The sequence below is a fragment of the Dermacoccus sp. 147Ba genome, assembly GCF_004151355.1.
Lineage (GTDB): Bacteria > Actinomycetota > Actinomycetes > Actinomycetales > Dermatophilaceae > Dermacoccus > Dermacoccus abyssi.
On sequence record NZ_SEHL01000004.1, the window covers coordinates 68187 to 81883 of the forward strand.

A 13697-nucleotide genomic window follows, 5' to 3' on the forward strand; every position below is an offset into this window, starting at 1 on the left:
AGAACGTCGATGCGTCCCTGCGAATGCGCTGAGCAGACCTATCGGTCGTCGGGTCGCGAAGGGCCGACGTGCCACTCCCCCGGAGCGTTCTCGCGCTGGGCTGACGTGACGTGCCCGATGCCGCCGCTCGCGTCCCCGCCGGTATCGACGTCGGGCTCGAGGTAGACGAGCATCTGCAGGTCGGGATCGACGCGCCGGGCGGCCTGCTGCGCCGCGTCGATGGAGCGCACGATCTCCGCACCGCGCGCCTGCGGGTCGATGGCGATCTTGGCCGCCACCATAAGCTCGTTCGGGCCGAGGTGGGAGGTCTTGAGGTGAATGACACGCTCGATTCCGTCGGCGGATTCGATGGCACTACGGATCTCGCGCACCGTCTCCGGGCGGGCTGCCTCACCGAGGAGCAGGGAACGCGTCTCGCGAAAGAGGAACGCCGCGACGGCGATGAGGAGCAGACCGATGAGCCCGGCGCCCACGGCGTCCCAGATGCCGTTCTCGGTGAACACCGCCAGGCTGACGCCGAAGAGCGCGAACGTCAAACCGGCCACGGCAGCCGAGTCCTCGCACAAGAGCACCGGGAGTTCGGGGCTCTTGGCGTTGCGCAGGAACGAGCCCCAGGACTGATCGCCCTTCTCCTTCTTGGCCTCGCTCACCGCTGTCATGAGCGAGCGACCCTCCATGAGGATCGAGGCGACGAGCACGACGATGGGAACCCACCACCACTTCTCGTGGGTGCCCGGGTGCGGCGCGTCCGGCAGAGACATCTCGTGGTACTTCTCGTACGCCTCGTAGAGCGAGAACATGCCGCCGACGCTGAAGATGACGATGCTGACGACGAAGCCCGCGACGTAGCGCTCCCGCGCGTAACCGAAGGGGTGGAACTCGTCGGCATCCTTGCGGGCCCGCTTGCCGCCGACGAGCAGCAGGATCTGGTTGCCCGAGTCGGCCACCGAGTGGATGGCCTCGGCCAGTATCGAACTCATGCCGGTGAGCATCCAGGCGATGAATTTCGTTACGGCGATGCCGAGGTTGGCCGCCAGGGCCGCGAAGATCGCCTTGTTGCCGCCCGAAGAGTCACTCATACGTGCAGCCTACGGTCCGCTTCCACAAGCCACCCACTAACGTCAGCTCCCGTATTGCCGACAAGGGTTCGGGAAGGTCGAAGCGCATTCCTGGGCCAGAACTCGACGCGCCCGGGCGACCTCGTCGGCGTCGTCACGCAGAAGGAGCGTTCGAGCGAGACCTCGGGTCACCGCGAGTAGGCGCCGCGCTTCGTCGTCCGGGTCGACGCCCTCGCGCGCCTCCCCGCACTCCTCGGCGTTGACGACGGCCTCGCGCAGCCTTGCGAGCAGGACGTCGTCCGTGCGTCGCCACGCCTCGCGCAGGCTCGGCTGTCGAAGCGCCACGGAACTGAAGTAGTCGAAGAGGATCGTCTCGTCTCGGCGACCGGGGTCGAGCGGCAGGAACTGTGTCAGGGCGCCGAGCACCATGTGTTCGATCCGCCCCCGCGCCTGTTCCTCGCTCGCCACGAGCGTCTCGATCCGCCCTTGCTGTACCTGCAGGGTTCGGTCGTAGGCGTCGGCGAGCAGGACGTTCTTCGAGGCGTAGTAGTGCTGCACCAAGCCCACCGAGACACCCGCACTCGCCGCGATGCGGCTCATCGTCGCGGCCTCGGGCCCGTCACTGGCGACGAGGCCACGCACCGCATCGATGATCTGCGTGCGACGAGCGTCGTGGTCGGCGGTTCTCGGCATGGACTCAGCGTAGCGACCCGTGCACAATAAAAATATGCGCATATTTAAATGGCGATTGCTGGCACTCCCCTTCCTCCTCCTCGCACTCACCGTGGGCCTGCTCCGGTGCGGCATCTGCTCTGCCGGCTGCCCCGCGTTCGGACGCCGCGGTGCCTGCGAAACTACGGCGACTGGCGCGCAGGGCTCGAGCCCCACAGGCGAACCTCTGGCATACGAATTCGGTTGGCGCGCGGGCTTGCTCGACGGCGACGGCCCGCGGGTCGTCGAACACACCGGAGCGACGCCCGGTACGTTCGCCCACGTCGTCATGCTGCCGGAACAGCACCGTGCGGTCATCGTCCTCGGACGTGGCTATTCCGAAGCGCTCGCCCCGGCCAGGCAGGTCTCGGCTACGACGTGGCCCGGACGCTCGCCGGCCGCGACGCCTACCGGAGCGGGCCCGACCCGTTGCTCTGGTGATCGCCGTGGGCACTGAGCGCGCTGGCGGTCCTTCTCGTCCTCGGTGCAGCCACGTGGGCTCGACTGACGCGGCTCGGCGGGCGGGAACGTCGGCATAATCGCGCCTGGGCTTGGGGTTTGTCCCTCGCCTCCGTGCTGCTGGCGAGCGCCGCCTGGTACGCACCCCGCGCGCTCGGACACGATCGTCGGCAACTCGTGATCTGGTTGCCGGATCTGTGGTGGGCCACAACCGCTCTGTGCTGCGCGGGCGTCCTCGCAGCGCTCGTCGTGACGGTGCGCGGGATCAGGCGTCGTGGGGCGGGAACTCCAAGCCCAGGAGGGCGTTCTCCAGCACCTCGGTGAGGGCCGGGTGAATCCAGTACTGGCCGCGCGCCATCTCGTCGGCAGCCAGACCGAACGACATCGCCTGGATCGCCGGCTGGATGAGCGTCGAGGCGTCGGGGCCGACGAAGTGGACACCGAGCAGCTTGCGCGTCTCCTTGTCGGCGATGACCTTGCAGATGCTGGAGGTGTCCTCGAGCGCCCAGCCGTAGGCCGTCGCGCCGTAGGCCTGCACCTTGACGGTGACGTCGTGGCCTGCGGCGCGCGCCTGCGCCTCACTCATGCCGACCGTGGCGACCTGCGGGTGGGTGAAGACCGCGCTCGGCACCACGTCGTGCGGGAACGGACGGAGGTCGTTCGGGTGGACGAGGTTGTGCGCGACGCAGCGTTCCTCGGCGTTGGCGACGTGCTTGAGCTGGAACGGCGAGCTCGCGTCACCGAGCGACCACACGCCGTCCACGCCGGTGCGGCCGTACTCGTCGACGAGGACGCGACCGTCGGGGCGCACCTCGACGCCGGTGTTCTCCAGGCCGAGGTCGTCGGTGTTCGGTCGGCGGCCGGTGGCGACGAGAAGCAGATCGCCGTTCACGGTGCGGCCGTCCGAGAGCGCGAGTTCGATGCCGTCGGCTCCGTGGTCGGCCGACGTCAGCTCGGCGTTGCGCACGAGCGTCCACTGGTTCTCGACGGCGTTCGTCAGGGTCTGGCTCACGTCGTCGTCCGCGTGACGCAGAACGCGCTCGCCGCGCAGCACCATCGTCACGTCGACACCGAGTGAGCTGAAGACGTGGGCGAACTCGAGCGCGATGAAACCGCCACCGACGATGACCAACGACGAGGGCAGGTCGGCGATCCGCATGACGGTGTCGCTCGTCTCGTACGGCACGCCCGAATCGGTGATGACCGCGGGGATGACCGGGCGGGCACCTGTGGCGATGACGATCTGGTCGCCGGTGACCTCCTCGTCGTAGCCGTCGACGCGCAGGCTGTGGTCGCCCGTGAAGCGTGCGTGGCCTGAATAGACGGTGGTGTTGCCGTCCTCGGAGCCGCGCTCGCGGTACTCGCGTCCGCCGAGCGCGATCGGGTCGATGCGCCCGAACACGCGCTCACGGATGTCGCTCCAGCGCACGTGCTGCACGGACGCGTCGACACCGAGGCGCGAGGACTCGCGTGCGCTGCGGGCCACCTCGGCGGCCTGGACGAACATCTTCGTCGGGATGCACCCGACGTTGAGGCACGTACCCCCGAAGACGCCCTTCTCGATGATGGCAACCTTCTTGTCCGCGAAGTCAGGCGTGACGAGGGGGTTACCGGAACCGGTACCGATGATGACGAGGTCGTAGTGGGCCATGAGGTCAACCTTAGACCCCGACGCCAATCGGCCGCAGCACGCGAAAATCCGCGTCGTTACTGGCGAGACCGGCGTCACACCGGCTCGCGCGCAGGTCAGTCGTGCGGGTGGCGCAGGCGCTCCATGAGCACCGCGGCCTGGGTGCGCGATTCGAGCCCCAACTTGGACAGGAGGCTCGTGATGTAGTTCTTCACCGTCTTCTCCGCCAGGTGCAGGCGCCCGGCGATCTGACGGTTCGTGAAGCCCTGCGTGATGAGGTCGAGCACACGCTTCTCCTGGTCGGTGAGCGCGGCCAGCTCGGGGCGCAGCATGACGTCCTCGCCGGTCAGGCGCGCGCGAATGCGGTCGGCGTCCTCCCCCTTGAGCAGCGACTCACCTGCGGCGACGCGTTCGATCGTCTCGACGAGGTCGGCGCCGCGCACCTGCTTGAGGACATAGCCGCTCGCACCCGCGAGGATCGCCGCGAGGAGGGCCTCGTCGTCGTCGTAGGACGTGAGGATGAGGCAGCGGATGTTCTCGTCCACGCTGCGTACCGCGCGGCACACCTCCATGCCCGTGCCGTCGGGCAGACGGCCGTCGAGGATCGCGACGTCCGGGCGCGCAGCGGGGATACGACGGATCGCCTCGGCGGCGCTCCCACTCTCACCGACGACCTCACAACGCCCGGAGGTGGAAAGGAGCTCGGCGAGCCCTCGGCGCACGATCTCGTGATCGTCGAGCAGATAGACACGAACAGCCATGCCCCCATTGTGGACGCCCGTCGCCCCGGAGGGTACGTGTGCGGCGAAGTCTGCGGGGAGCCGCTCGTCATACCTGGCGCCCCTAGACTCGCGTGCATGGTCACTGCATCGCAGCCCGCCTCGCCCCGCAGCCCGCGCGACGACGATCGCAGCCCCTCCCCCGACGACGCGCTGCTCACCGCCGTCATCGACCTGAGCAAGGACCTCGCGTTGCGACCGTTGCTCCACCGTTTCGTCGAAACGGCGGTCGACCTCACCGACGCCGAGTACGGCGCGCTCGGCATCCTCGACGCCGACGGCGGTTTCGAGGACCTCGTTCTCCACGGCATCGACGCCGAAACGGCCGCGCTGATCGGCGACGGGCCACACGGCAAGGGCGTCCTCGGCGCGATCATCCACGAGCCGCACACCCTTCGGGTGGCCGACATCAGCCGTCACCCCGAGAGCGTCGGGTTTCCGCCCAACCACCCGCCGATGAGTTCCTTTCTCGGCTGCCCCGTCGTCATCCGTGGGCAGGTCTACGGCAACATCTACCTGACGAACAAGCGCTCGGCGAACCAGTTCAGCAACCGCGACGAGCGAGTGCTCGAGGCCCTCGCCGCGGCGGCCGCCTCCGCGATCGCGCACGCTCGCACGCTCGCCGAGGCAGAGGCCCGTGAACGCTGGCAGAGGGCCGCGGCCGAGGCCCTCGCCCTGCTTGCGAAGCTGCCGCCAAAGCAGGCGTGGCCGGCTGTCGTCGAGCGCTTCGATTCCATTCTCACCGCCGACCACGTCGAGTACGTTCCCGTGCATCGCATGACGGAGCGCCTCGGCCAAGACCTGGCCGACGACTTGGCGCTGCGCCCGGATGCCCGTTTCCTCTCCGGCGCCAAGGCAGCCGCGCTCGTCGACGACGCCAAGCGCTCGGCGCTGCTCGTGCCGGTGACTGCCGAGGAGGCCTCCCCCAGTCTGCTGCTCATCGCGTGGGACCGGGCGCTTCTCTCGATCGCGCCGGAACCGCTCGAGGCGGTCGGCCAGATGCTCTCCGACCGCCTGTCCGTCGCGACGCTCCTCGCCCACCAGCACGCGGAGTCCGAGCGCGTGGCCATCCTCGAGGACCGCGACAGGATCGCCCAGGATCTGCACGACCACGTCATCCAACGCCTCTTCGCCGCCGGCATGCGGGTGCAGAGCGTCATGCCGCTCGTCGGCGACACCGTGGCCTCCGAGAAGCTCGACGCCGTGGTCACCGACCTCGACGAGACGGTGACGGACGTGCGTCGCGCGATCTTCGACCTCAAGCAGGGAGGCGTCGCGCTCGCGCTGGCCCGCAGCATCGACCAGCTGGCTCAGCAGGGCAGCGACGCGCTCGGGTTCATGCCCTCAGTAGCCGTGGGCGGCGACTACTGGACGCTCGACGACGCCCTCGTCATGGACATTCTCGCCGTGGTGCGCGAGGCACTGAGCAACGCCGCCCGGCACGCCGGAGCGTCGGCGGTACGGGTGGCGCTCGACGTCGGCGAGGACGTGCGCCTCAAGGTGACGGACGACGGCGTCGGGCTGCCCGAGCACGTCGAGCGCCGCTCGGGGCTCGACCACCTCGTCGCGCGCGCCGAGCGGTGGGGCGGCTCGTGCACGGTGCGGGTGAGGCCGCGCGGCGGCACGGCCGTCGAGTGGCGGGTGCCGCGTCGCCGGCCGACCGAGGCCTGAACACGGCCCGCGTCCGCCCCACGTCCACCCCGGGACAACGACGTACCGACGACGAAGGGCACCGACTCAGCCGGTGCCCTTCGTTGCGTTCAGATACGAAATCAGTAGCCCGCCGCGCCCTCGGCGGAAGCCGCCGACGCGTCGCCGGAGCCGCCCTCGAGACCGTCGAGCACGGCGCGCGTGCCGGACAGCCCGAGTCGCGACGCGCCGGCCTCGATCATCTCGCGGGCCGCAGCGGCGTCACGGATGCCGCCGCTGGCCTTGACGCCCAGGTTCGGGCCGACGCACTCACGGATGAGGCGCACGGCGTGGGCGCTGGCGCCACCGCTCGGGTGGAAGCCCGTGGAGGTCTTGACGAAGTCGGCGCCCGCGTCGACGGCCGCCTCGCACACGCCGCGGATCTCGTCGTCGGTGAGGGCAGCGGACTCGATGATGACCTTGAGAACGGCGTTCGGGATGGCGTCGCGCACCGTGCGGATGTCGAGCTTGACCGCCTCGAAGTCGCCCATCTTGGCCGCGCCCACGTCGATGACCATGTCGACCTCGTCAGCGCCGCGCTCGACCGACTCGGCGGCCTCGGCGGCCTTGACCGTGCTCGTGTGCTTGCCGCTCGGGAAGCCGCAGACGGTGGCAACCTTGACGCTCGTCTCGACGGGCAGCATGTTCGGCGACACACAGATCGAGTAGGCGCCCAGCTCCTCGGCCTCGCGGGCCACCGCCGCGACGTCGTCAGCCGTCGCTTCTGGCTTGAGCAGGGTGTGGTCGACCATGGCCGCGACCTGGGCCCGGGAGAAGTTCGTCATGCGCCCAAGCCTAACCAGCGAAGACGTTCCCTTCCTCACGCAGACGACACGCCCGCCGCCCCGCGCCGACCGCGGGCGTCATGCCCGACGGTCGCCGAGATGGTCGCGCAGCTGCGTCACGTGCCGCGACACATTCGGGTCGAGACCTTGGCCGAGCGCGAGGTAGGTGGCGGTGAAGTCGACCCTCTGGACGAGTTCGGCCAGTCGCGCGATGGGCGGGCCATCGCCGGGGTGCACCTCGACGACGGTGGCGCCGGCCGCGAACGCGCTGTCCTGAACGCCCGCAGCAACGCCGGCCAAGTCCGAAACGGCACCTTCGGGGTCGCTGTGGAGGCTGAGCAGCCCGAGCCCGGGCTGTCGGGGCGCGTCGAGGAAGGGGTCGGCGAAAATGTCGTCAGGGGCCGAGGCCGCGCCACTACCGCCACCGGCCGTGAAGGGGCCGTCGAGCGTCGCAACGACAGACGCGGCCGCATCCGGCAGTTCACCCCAGGTCATCGGCACCCGAGCGGTGCGGGCGAACATCGACGCGGCGCGGCGGGCCGCAACAGCGGCGACGGGTCCGTCCGCGAGCGCCATGGGCACGGTACCGGCGAGCTGCAGCGCCGCGAGCTTCGCGGGGTTGACGAAGTGCTCGGAGCTGGGGCGGCACACCTCAGCCTCACGGTCGAGGTGGGTGATCGCCTGCTCGAGGTGGCTGTCCGTGACGTCGACGAGGCCGAGGTGCCCCGCCGCCATGAGCACCGGGGTGAGCAGCGACCACATCGCCGTCCGGCTCGACGTGCGCCCGCGCCCGACCGGGATGTGCGTACCGCGGGCCCGCGCACACACATCCGCCAGGGGTGAGTCCGCTGCCCCGACGGTGAGCAGGGACGCTCCACGGCGTGCGGCTTCCGAGGCGAGCGCGAGCGGCCCGGCGGCCCGCCCGGAAAGGCTCACCGCGACGACGAGGTCGAGGGGGCCGACCCATCCCGGCAGCGGCACGTCGCGTCGGGTGATGACGGGAACGGGCGCCCCAGGCTGGGCGAACGTCTCGAGGACGTCGGCGACGACGGCGCTGCCACCGAGCGCGCCCACGAGGACGGCGCGGGGCCGCTCACCGTCGGCCGTGCGCTCCACGCCCGCCTCACGGGCCAGCGTCATCGCTTCGCGCACCTGGGCGCCGGCTGTGGCCAGCGCCCGCAGGGAGTCGCGCGAGTCGCAGCGTTCGAGGTGACGGGCGTCGTCCAGCCAACTCTCGTCGAGGTAGGGCATGTCACACCTTCTGTCGCTCGGGGGGACGGAATGCCCGAGGGGATCCGCGCGTCACAGCCTAGATCGCGCGATACATTGACGTCCTACTCGAAGGAGAGGATTCGGATGCCGACGACCAGGCGCAAGGGTGGGCTCGCCCTCGGCACGACCACCGTTCTCGCCGCCGGTTTCCTCACCGGATGTTCGTCGTCCAAGGGCGCCGACTACGCCGGGGTGTGCCGCGACAAGGCCACGGGTGAACGGCTGCCGGACAGCGAGTGCCGCTCCGGACATCACGCCGGCGCCGCATGGGTCTTCTACCGCTCGGGCCAGCGCGTCGCCCCGGTGGGCGGAAAGCTCGACAGCTACGCCACGTCGATTCCGAAGAACGCCACCTACGCCGCCGGTGGGTTCGACGCCCAGGGCGGCAAGGTGACGAAGTCCTCCGTCCGCGAGGGCACTCAGATCAAGGGCGCCGACGGCTCGTCGAAGGGCAGCGTCGTGCGTGGCGGCTTCGGCAAGGGCGGCGGCGGAGGCGGATGAGGCGCCTGGCCTGCGAGCCGCGCCCGAACTTCCGCGACATCCTCGATTCCGAGGGCATGCTCTGGGCGTCCGAGACCGTCGACGGCCACGACGTGCCGTACTGGACGGACAGCGCCTACTACTCCTTCTCCCCCGCCGAGATCGACCGGCTCGAGGCGGCCACGGACGAACTGTGGGGCATGTGCCTGAGCGCCGCGACGTGGATGCTCACGACGTACGACGACCGGCGTCTGTGCCTGCCCGAGGGCTCGACCCGGCGGCTCCTGGCGAGTCTCGAGGAGGGTGATCCGGGCTCACACGCCCGTTTCGACCTGTGCCTCGCCGGCGACGGCACCCCCAAGATGCTCGAGATCAACGGCGACACCCCGACGATGCTCGTCGAGTCGGCCGTGTCCCAGTGGTCCTGGCACGAGGCGAACTTCCCCGAACTAGACCAGTGGAACTCGATCCACGAAAGGCTCGTCGGTGCGTGGAAGAAGCGCGTCGCCGCTGGGCAGGACGACCTTCACTTCGCGGGGCTGCTCCACCTCGTCGAAGAGGCTTCCACGCTCGCCTACCTGGCGGACACCGCAGATCAGGCCGGCGCGACGACGAGCCTGTTCGACCTGTCCGACGTCGGCCTCGACGTCGACTCGCGCCGCTTCGTCGACGGTCAGTCGCGCCCGATCGACGTCTGCTACGCGCTGTACCCGTGGGAGGACCTGCTCGTCGAGCCTTTCGGCGCCCACATCGAGACTTCCGGCGTGCGCTGGATCGAGCCGCTGTGGCGTTCGGCCCTCTCGACGAAGGCGCTGCTCGCGGCGCTGTGGCACCTCTACCCGGGCCACCCCAACCTGCTTCCGGCCTACCTCGACTCCCCGCGCGACCTGCGCGAGTACGTCGCGAAGCCGTTCTTCGGCCGTGAGGGCGCCTCGATCCGCGTCCACGCGGAGGGTCGCGACTGGACGCACGGCGGCCAGGAACACGACGAGTCGTTCTGCTACCAGCAGTGGTGGCCGCTGCCCGACTTCGACGGCAACCGGCCCGTCATCGGAGCCTGGGTGGTCGACGGTCACGCGGCCGGCATGGGCATCCGCGAGACCGACGGCCCGATCACGGACGGCGGTGCGCGCTTCGTCCCGCACGTCATCGAGGCTCCGGCACCCGCGGAGTCGACCGTGCAGCGCTGGCTCGCCGAGGACGACGTCCGCCTCTGAGCCACGCGCCCGACACCATGCACAGCACGCGGCGAGACCGCTTCCCGATTCGGGTAGCGGTCTCGCCGTAGGTACCAGGTGGGCCGGTCAAGCCTCGGTGGGCAGAACTGTGGCCTCGTCGACGAGGAACACGGGGATGCCGTCGCGGATCGGGTATTGCAACCGGCCACCGCGCTCGGCATCGGCTTCGGTGGCGACGAGCACGGGCTCGCCACCGTCGTCGACGCCGTCGACGAGCTCACTGTGCGTGACCGGGCAGCGCAGGATCTCACGCAGCCACGGTTCGATCGTGACGCCTCGGTTCACTGTGCTTCTCCTTCTCGGACGGCGGCGAGCGCGGCATCGCGCACGCGCTCCATCGTTGCACGGTCGGCTGCCTCGACGTTGAGGCGCAGCAGAGGTTCTGTGTTCGAGGCGCGCAGGTTGAGCCACCACATCGGATCGCTGTCACCGCCTTCGTGGACGAAGGTGACGCCGTCCATGCCGTCCTCGGTGTACTCGCCGTGGGAGGCCACCCACTCGCGAACGCGGCCAGTGGCGGCGATGGCGTCACTCACGGTCGAGTTGATCTCGCCGGAGGCCTCGTAGCGGGCGTACTCGGCGACGAGCTGCGAGAGCGTCCCCTCCTGCTCACCGAGCGCGGCGAGCACGTGCATCGCCGCGAGCATGCCCGTGTCGGCGAACCAGAAGTCGCGGAAGTAGTAGTGCGCGCTGTGCTCCCCGCCGAAGACGGCGTCGTGCTCGGCCATCTGCGCCTTGATGAAGGAGTGGCCGACGCGCGTGCGCACCGGCTTCGCCCCGCTCTCGGTGATGACCTCGGTGACGGCGCGCGAGCTGATGAGGTTCGCGACGACCGAGACGTCCGAAGCGCGGGTGCCCTTGGCGACCTCCTTCGCGATCTCACGCTGGGCAACAAGCGCCGTGACGGCCGACGGCGTCACCGCGTCACCGTTCTCGTCGATGACGAAGCATCGGTCGGCGTCACCGTCGAAAGCCAGACCGATGTCGGCGCCGTGCGCGACGACGGCCTTCTGCAGGTCGACGAGGTTGGCGGGCTCGAGCGGGTTGGCCTCGTGATTGGGGAACGTGCCGTCGAGTTCGAAGTAGAGCGGGACGATCTCGAGCGGAAGCTCGTCGAGCCCCGCATCCGTGCCGAGGACCGCGGGCACGGTGTGGCCGCCCATGCCGTTTCCGGCGTCGACGACGACCTTGAGCGGGCGTCCGCCGGACAGGTCGACGAGGGAACGCAGGAAGGCGGCGTAGTCGCCGAGCATGTCGCGCTCGTCGATCGTGCCGGGTTCGCCGTCGAAGGGAACCGCCGTGCCACGATCGAGTGCCCACTGGGCGAGGTCACGCATCTCGGCGAGGCCGGTCTCAAGCGAGACGGGGCGCGCGCCGGCGCGGCACAGCTTGATGCCGTTGTACTGCGCGGGGTTGTGGCTCGCGGTGAACATCGCGCCGGGGATGCCGAGAGCACCGGAGGCGTAGTACAGGCCGTCGGTCGAGCACAGGCCGATGAGAGTGACGTCGATGCCGTACGAGGTGGCGCCCTCGGCGAAGGCTCGAGACAGCTCCGGCGAGCTCGGGCGCATGTCGTGGCCGACGACGACGCCCTCGGCTCCTTCGGGGCGGGCCACGATCTGCGCGAAGGCGGCGCCGAGTTCGCGCGCGACGGCCGGCGAGAGCTGCTCGGGCACGAGGCCGCGAACGTCGTAGGCCTTGATGAAGTCGTTGAGTACGGGGGCGTTCACGCCGACGATCCTACCGGCCGTCGTCGCCCGCTTCCGTGGACGCGTCGTCGTCCGTGGCATCGGGCAGCGCGCGCAGGTGACGACGGCGTGAGGCCGTCGAGAGGAAGGCAGGGTCCTCGGCCCGGGCGGCACGGGCGGGCTTGCGCACCGGCTCCGGTTCGGGCTCGGCCGGTGGGCGAGCCGCGGCGCGGCGCACGGCCTCGGCGAGCGCCACGAGGTCGTCCGGTGTGGGCTCCGGCGGGGTCATGTCGACGGCCAGGCGCACGATGTCCCAACCTCGCGGCGCGGTGAGACGCTGAGCGTGATCGGCGCACAGGTCGTACGTGTGCGGCTCGGCGTAGGTGGCCAGGGGGCCGAGGACGACCGTCGAATCCGCGTAGACATAGGTGAGCGTCGCCACGGCGGGCTTCGAGCAGGCGGATCGCGAGCACTGTCTGGTCAACGTCACGTTGCACAAGGTTACGCCAGTGGGGTGGCTGCCCCCGTCTGCCGCGACCGGGACACGCCCGGTCGGGCCCCGCCCGCGATCAGGTGCCCTTCGATACGCTGACGCGGTGAGGAACAAAGCAGCGCGCCCAGGCCGACAGTCCGGCCTCGACGCTTCCTCCGCCCCGGGCGCGCCCCGTCGCGACCGACACGAGCGCCGCTACCGGGGGCCTCTGGCCTGGCCCGCGACTCCGTCCATGAGATCGCGTTCGGCCGCGTTCGACGACGCCGTCCTGCGTGCTGTCGAGGTGTGCGAATCGCGCTGGTCGGTCAGCGTCGCCGACATCGAGATCGGCGTCGAAGAGGTTCCGCCGTCCGACCCGAGCTCGTGGGAGGACTCGGTGCCCCTCGGGCGCGCCTTCCCCGCCGACGGTCGCCATCGGGCGCGGATGGTCCTCTACCGCCTTCCCATTCAGACACGCGCACACGACCGGGTCGAGCGTGAGGCCCTCATCGAACACGTCGTGCGCACCCAACTCGCGGGCCTGCTGGGCCGCCCCCTGGACGACGAGGACGACCTGTGACGACGACCCCCACCGCTGCCCCGATCCTGCCTCCCGACGTGCTCGGCGTCGGACGCGCGTCGGTTCTCGTGACGGGTGCTTCGGGTGTTCTCGGCCGCGCCGTGGTGGAGGAACTACGCGCCTCGTCCATCCCGGTGCGAGCGCTCGTCCACCGCACCCCGATCACCGACGTGACCAGCGTGGTCGGCGACATCCTGACAGGGGCGGGCCTCGACGAGGCACTTCCGGGCGTGGGGGCGGTCATCCACTGCGCCACGGACCCGTCGAATGCCCGAGTCGACCGCGACGGAACACGCAACCTCCTGCGTTCTCTCGACGCCTGGGCACCCGGCGCCCACCTCGTCCTGCCCTCGATCGTGGGGTGCTGGAACAACCCGCTGGCCTACTACCGCACGAAGGCAGACACCGAGAACCTCGCCGAGTCCTGGTCGGGGCGCGCGTCGATCGTGCGAGCGACCCAGTTCCACACCCTCGCCCACGAGGTGGTGAGCGGCGCCGCGGCACGGCTCACGGGAGCCGAATCCCGCGTCCGGGTCAGCCCGGTGGACCCCGAATGGGTGGCGCGCAAGCTCGTGGACGTCGCCCTCATTCGCACGAGTCTTGCGACGCCGCTCGAGTTGGCCGGACCGGAGACCTTCTCGCTCGGTGAACTCTCCACACTGACAGCTCACCTCGAGAGCCGCCGACCCGTTCGGTCCGTGCGTGTGCCAACGCTCGGAGGTGTTCTGCGCTCCTTCGCCCGTGGCACGAATCTGCCGGGCGAAGAGGTCCAGCGCGGTGGACGTACCTACGCTCAGTGGCTCGCAGCTCGCTGACGCACGAGCCCCCGGGTGTCCGACCCGCGATCGTCCGGGTG

At 70.1% G+C, this 13697-nt stretch carries 14 protein-coding genes; 5 read left to right on the forward strand and 9 right to left on the reverse strand.

The features are described 5' to 3' along the window. Positions 1–38: 38 nt before the first annotated feature. The 4 genes from EVU97_RS06615 to EVU97_RS06630 form a co-directional block, all read right to left on the reverse strand. A complete protein-coding gene (locus EVU97_RS06615) occupies positions 39–1079 on the reverse strand; it encodes a cation diffusion facilitator family transporter (protein WP_129664497.1) in 1041 nt (346 codons plus the stop codon). A gap of 42 nt (positions 1080–1121) precedes the next feature. Further along, positions 1122–1751, reverse strand: coding sequence for a TetR/AcrR family transcriptional regulator (locus EVU97_RS06620; RefSeq protein WP_165357903.1), 630 nt, complete (start codon positions 1749–1751; stop codon positions 1122–1124). Positions 1752–2493: 742 nt separating this feature from the next. Then, positions 2494–3879 carry a mycothione reductase gene (gene mtr / locus EVU97_RS06625; RefSeq protein ID WP_129664501.1) on the reverse strand — a complete coding sequence of 462 codons (1386 nt, stop codon included), beginning with the start codon at positions 3877–3879 and terminating at the stop codon, positions 2494–2496. Between the two features lie 95 nt (positions 3880–3974). Beyond that, entirely contained in the window at positions 3975–4619 is a 645-nt protein-coding gene (locus tag EVU97_RS06630; RefSeq protein WP_047311904.1) for a response regulator transcription factor, read from the reverse strand. Between the two features lie 96 nt (positions 4620–4715). Here EVU97_RS06630 and EVU97_RS06635 point away from each other — a divergent pair, with 96 nt between their 5' ends. Then, on the forward strand, positions 4716–6308 hold the full coding sequence (locus EVU97_RS06635; protein ID WP_129664503.1) for a GAF domain-containing sensor histidine kinase: 1593 nt from the start codon (positions 4716–4718) through the stop codon (positions 6306–6308). Positions 6309–6409: 101 nt separating this feature from the next. On the opposite strand, the gene deoC is transcribed toward EVU97_RS06635, so the two are convergent. Then, on the reverse strand, positions 6410–7111 hold the full coding sequence (gene deoC / locus EVU97_RS06640; protein ID WP_129664505.1) for a deoxyribose-phosphate aldolase: 702 nt from the start codon (positions 7109–7111) through the stop codon (positions 6410–6412). A 78-nt stretch (positions 7112–7189) separates the two neighbouring features. Then, a complete protein-coding gene (locus tag EVU97_RS06645) occupies positions 7190–8362 on the reverse strand; it encodes an SIS domain-containing protein (RefSeq protein ID WP_129664507.1) in 1173 nt (390 codons plus the stop codon). Positions 8363–8467: 105 nt separating this feature from the next. On the opposite strand from EVU97_RS06645, the gene EVU97_RS06650 reads away from it, so the two are divergent. Together EVU97_RS06650 and EVU97_RS06655 are read left to right on the forward strand one after the other, a co-directional pair. Next, positions 8468–8884: a hypothetical protein gene (locus EVU97_RS06650; protein ID WP_052947033.1), complete on the forward strand. Its 417-nt coding sequence runs from the start codon at positions 8468–8470 to the stop codon at positions 8882–8884. Continuing rightward, complete coding sequence (locus EVU97_RS06655; RefSeq protein WP_129664509.1) at positions 8881–10080, forward strand: glutathionylspermidine synthase family protein; 1200 nt, start codon at positions 8881–8883, stop codon at positions 10078–10080. Before EVU97_RS06650 ends, EVU97_RS06655 begins: the two co-directional genes overlap by 4 nt. Positions 10081–10167: 87 nt before the next feature. Here the strand turns inward: EVU97_RS06655 and EVU97_RS06660 are convergent, their stop codons facing one another. From EVU97_RS06660 to EVU97_RS06670, 3 genes are read right to left on the reverse strand one after another with little or no spacing between them, the layout of a single operon-like run. Next, the gene (locus EVU97_RS06660) at positions 10168–10386 is read right to left on the reverse strand and encodes a Trm112 family protein (RefSeq protein WP_047311899.1); all 219 of its coding nucleotides are present in this window, start codon (positions 10384–10386) and stop codon (positions 10168–10170) included. Beyond that, a complete protein-coding gene (locus EVU97_RS06665) occupies positions 10383–11831 on the reverse strand; it encodes a phosphomannomutase/phosphoglucomutase (RefSeq protein WP_205744869.1) in 1449 nt (482 codons plus the stop codon). Before EVU97_RS06665 ends, EVU97_RS06660 begins: the two co-directional genes overlap by 4 nt. 10 nt (positions 11832–11841) lie before the next feature. Next, a complete protein-coding gene (locus EVU97_RS06670; RefSeq protein ID WP_047311897.1) occupies positions 11842–12279 on the reverse strand; it encodes a DUF3499 domain-containing protein in 438 nt (145 codons plus the stop codon). 235 nt (positions 12280–12514) lie between these two features. Here EVU97_RS06670 and EVU97_RS06675 point away from each other — a divergent pair, with 235 nt between their 5' ends. Both EVU97_RS06675 and EVU97_RS06680 read left to right on the forward strand, forming a co-directional pair. After that, positions 12515–12841 (forward strand): metallopeptidase family protein, encoded by a 327-nt coding sequence (locus tag EVU97_RS06675; RefSeq protein WP_129664512.1) that lies wholly within the window; start codon positions 12515–12517, stop codon positions 12839–12841. Further along, positions 12838–13656 (forward strand): SDR family oxidoreductase, encoded by an 819-nt coding sequence (locus EVU97_RS06680; protein ID WP_129664514.1) that lies wholly within the window; start codon positions 12838–12840, stop codon positions 13654–13656. Before EVU97_RS06675 ends, EVU97_RS06680 begins: the two co-directional genes overlap by 4 nt. The last annotated feature ends 41 nt before the right edge of the window (positions 13657–13697 follow it).

What these genes read in the sequence shown, in the direction of transcription:
- EVU97_RS06620 (WP_165357903.1), bottom strand. Translation starts at nt 1,751, where the DNA reads ATGCCGAGAACCGCCGACCACGACGCTCGTCGCACGCAGATCATCGAT.
- EVU97_RS06650 (WP_052947033.1), top strand. Translation starts at nt 8,468, where the DNA reads ATGCCGACGACCAGGCGCAAGGGTGGGCTCGCCCTCGGCACGACCACC.
- mtr (WP_129664501.1), bottom strand. Translation starts at nt 3,879, where the DNA reads ATGGCCCACTACGACCTCGTCATCATCGGTACCGGTTCCGGTAACCCC.
- deoC (WP_129664505.1), bottom strand. Translation starts at nt 7,111, where the DNA reads ATGACGAACTTCTCCCGGGCCCAGGTCGCGGCCATGGTCGACCACACC.
- EVU97_RS06645 (WP_129664507.1), bottom strand. Translation starts at nt 8,362, where the DNA reads ATGCCCTACCTCGACGAGAGTTGGCTGGACGACGCCCGTCACCTCGAA.
- EVU97_RS06615 (WP_129664497.1), bottom strand. Translation starts at nt 1,079, where the DNA reads ATGAGTGACTCTTCGGGCGGCAACAAGGCGATCTTCGCGGCCCTGGCG.
- EVU97_RS06655 (WP_129664509.1), top strand. Translation starts at nt 8,881, where the DNA reads ATGAGGCGCCTGGCCTGCGAGCCGCGCCCGAACTTCCGCGACATCCTC.
- EVU97_RS06675 (WP_129664512.1), top strand. Translation starts at nt 12,515, where the DNA reads ATGAGATCGCGTTCGGCCGCGTTCGACGACGCCGTCCTGCGTGCTGTC.
- EVU97_RS06630 (WP_047311904.1), bottom strand. Translation starts at nt 4,619, where the DNA reads ATGGCTGTTCGTGTCTATCTGCTCGACGATCACGAGATCGTGCGCCGA.
- EVU97_RS06635 (WP_129664503.1), top strand. Translation starts at nt 4,716, where the DNA reads ATGGTCACTGCATCGCAGCCCGCCTCGCCCCGCAGCCCGCGCGACGAC.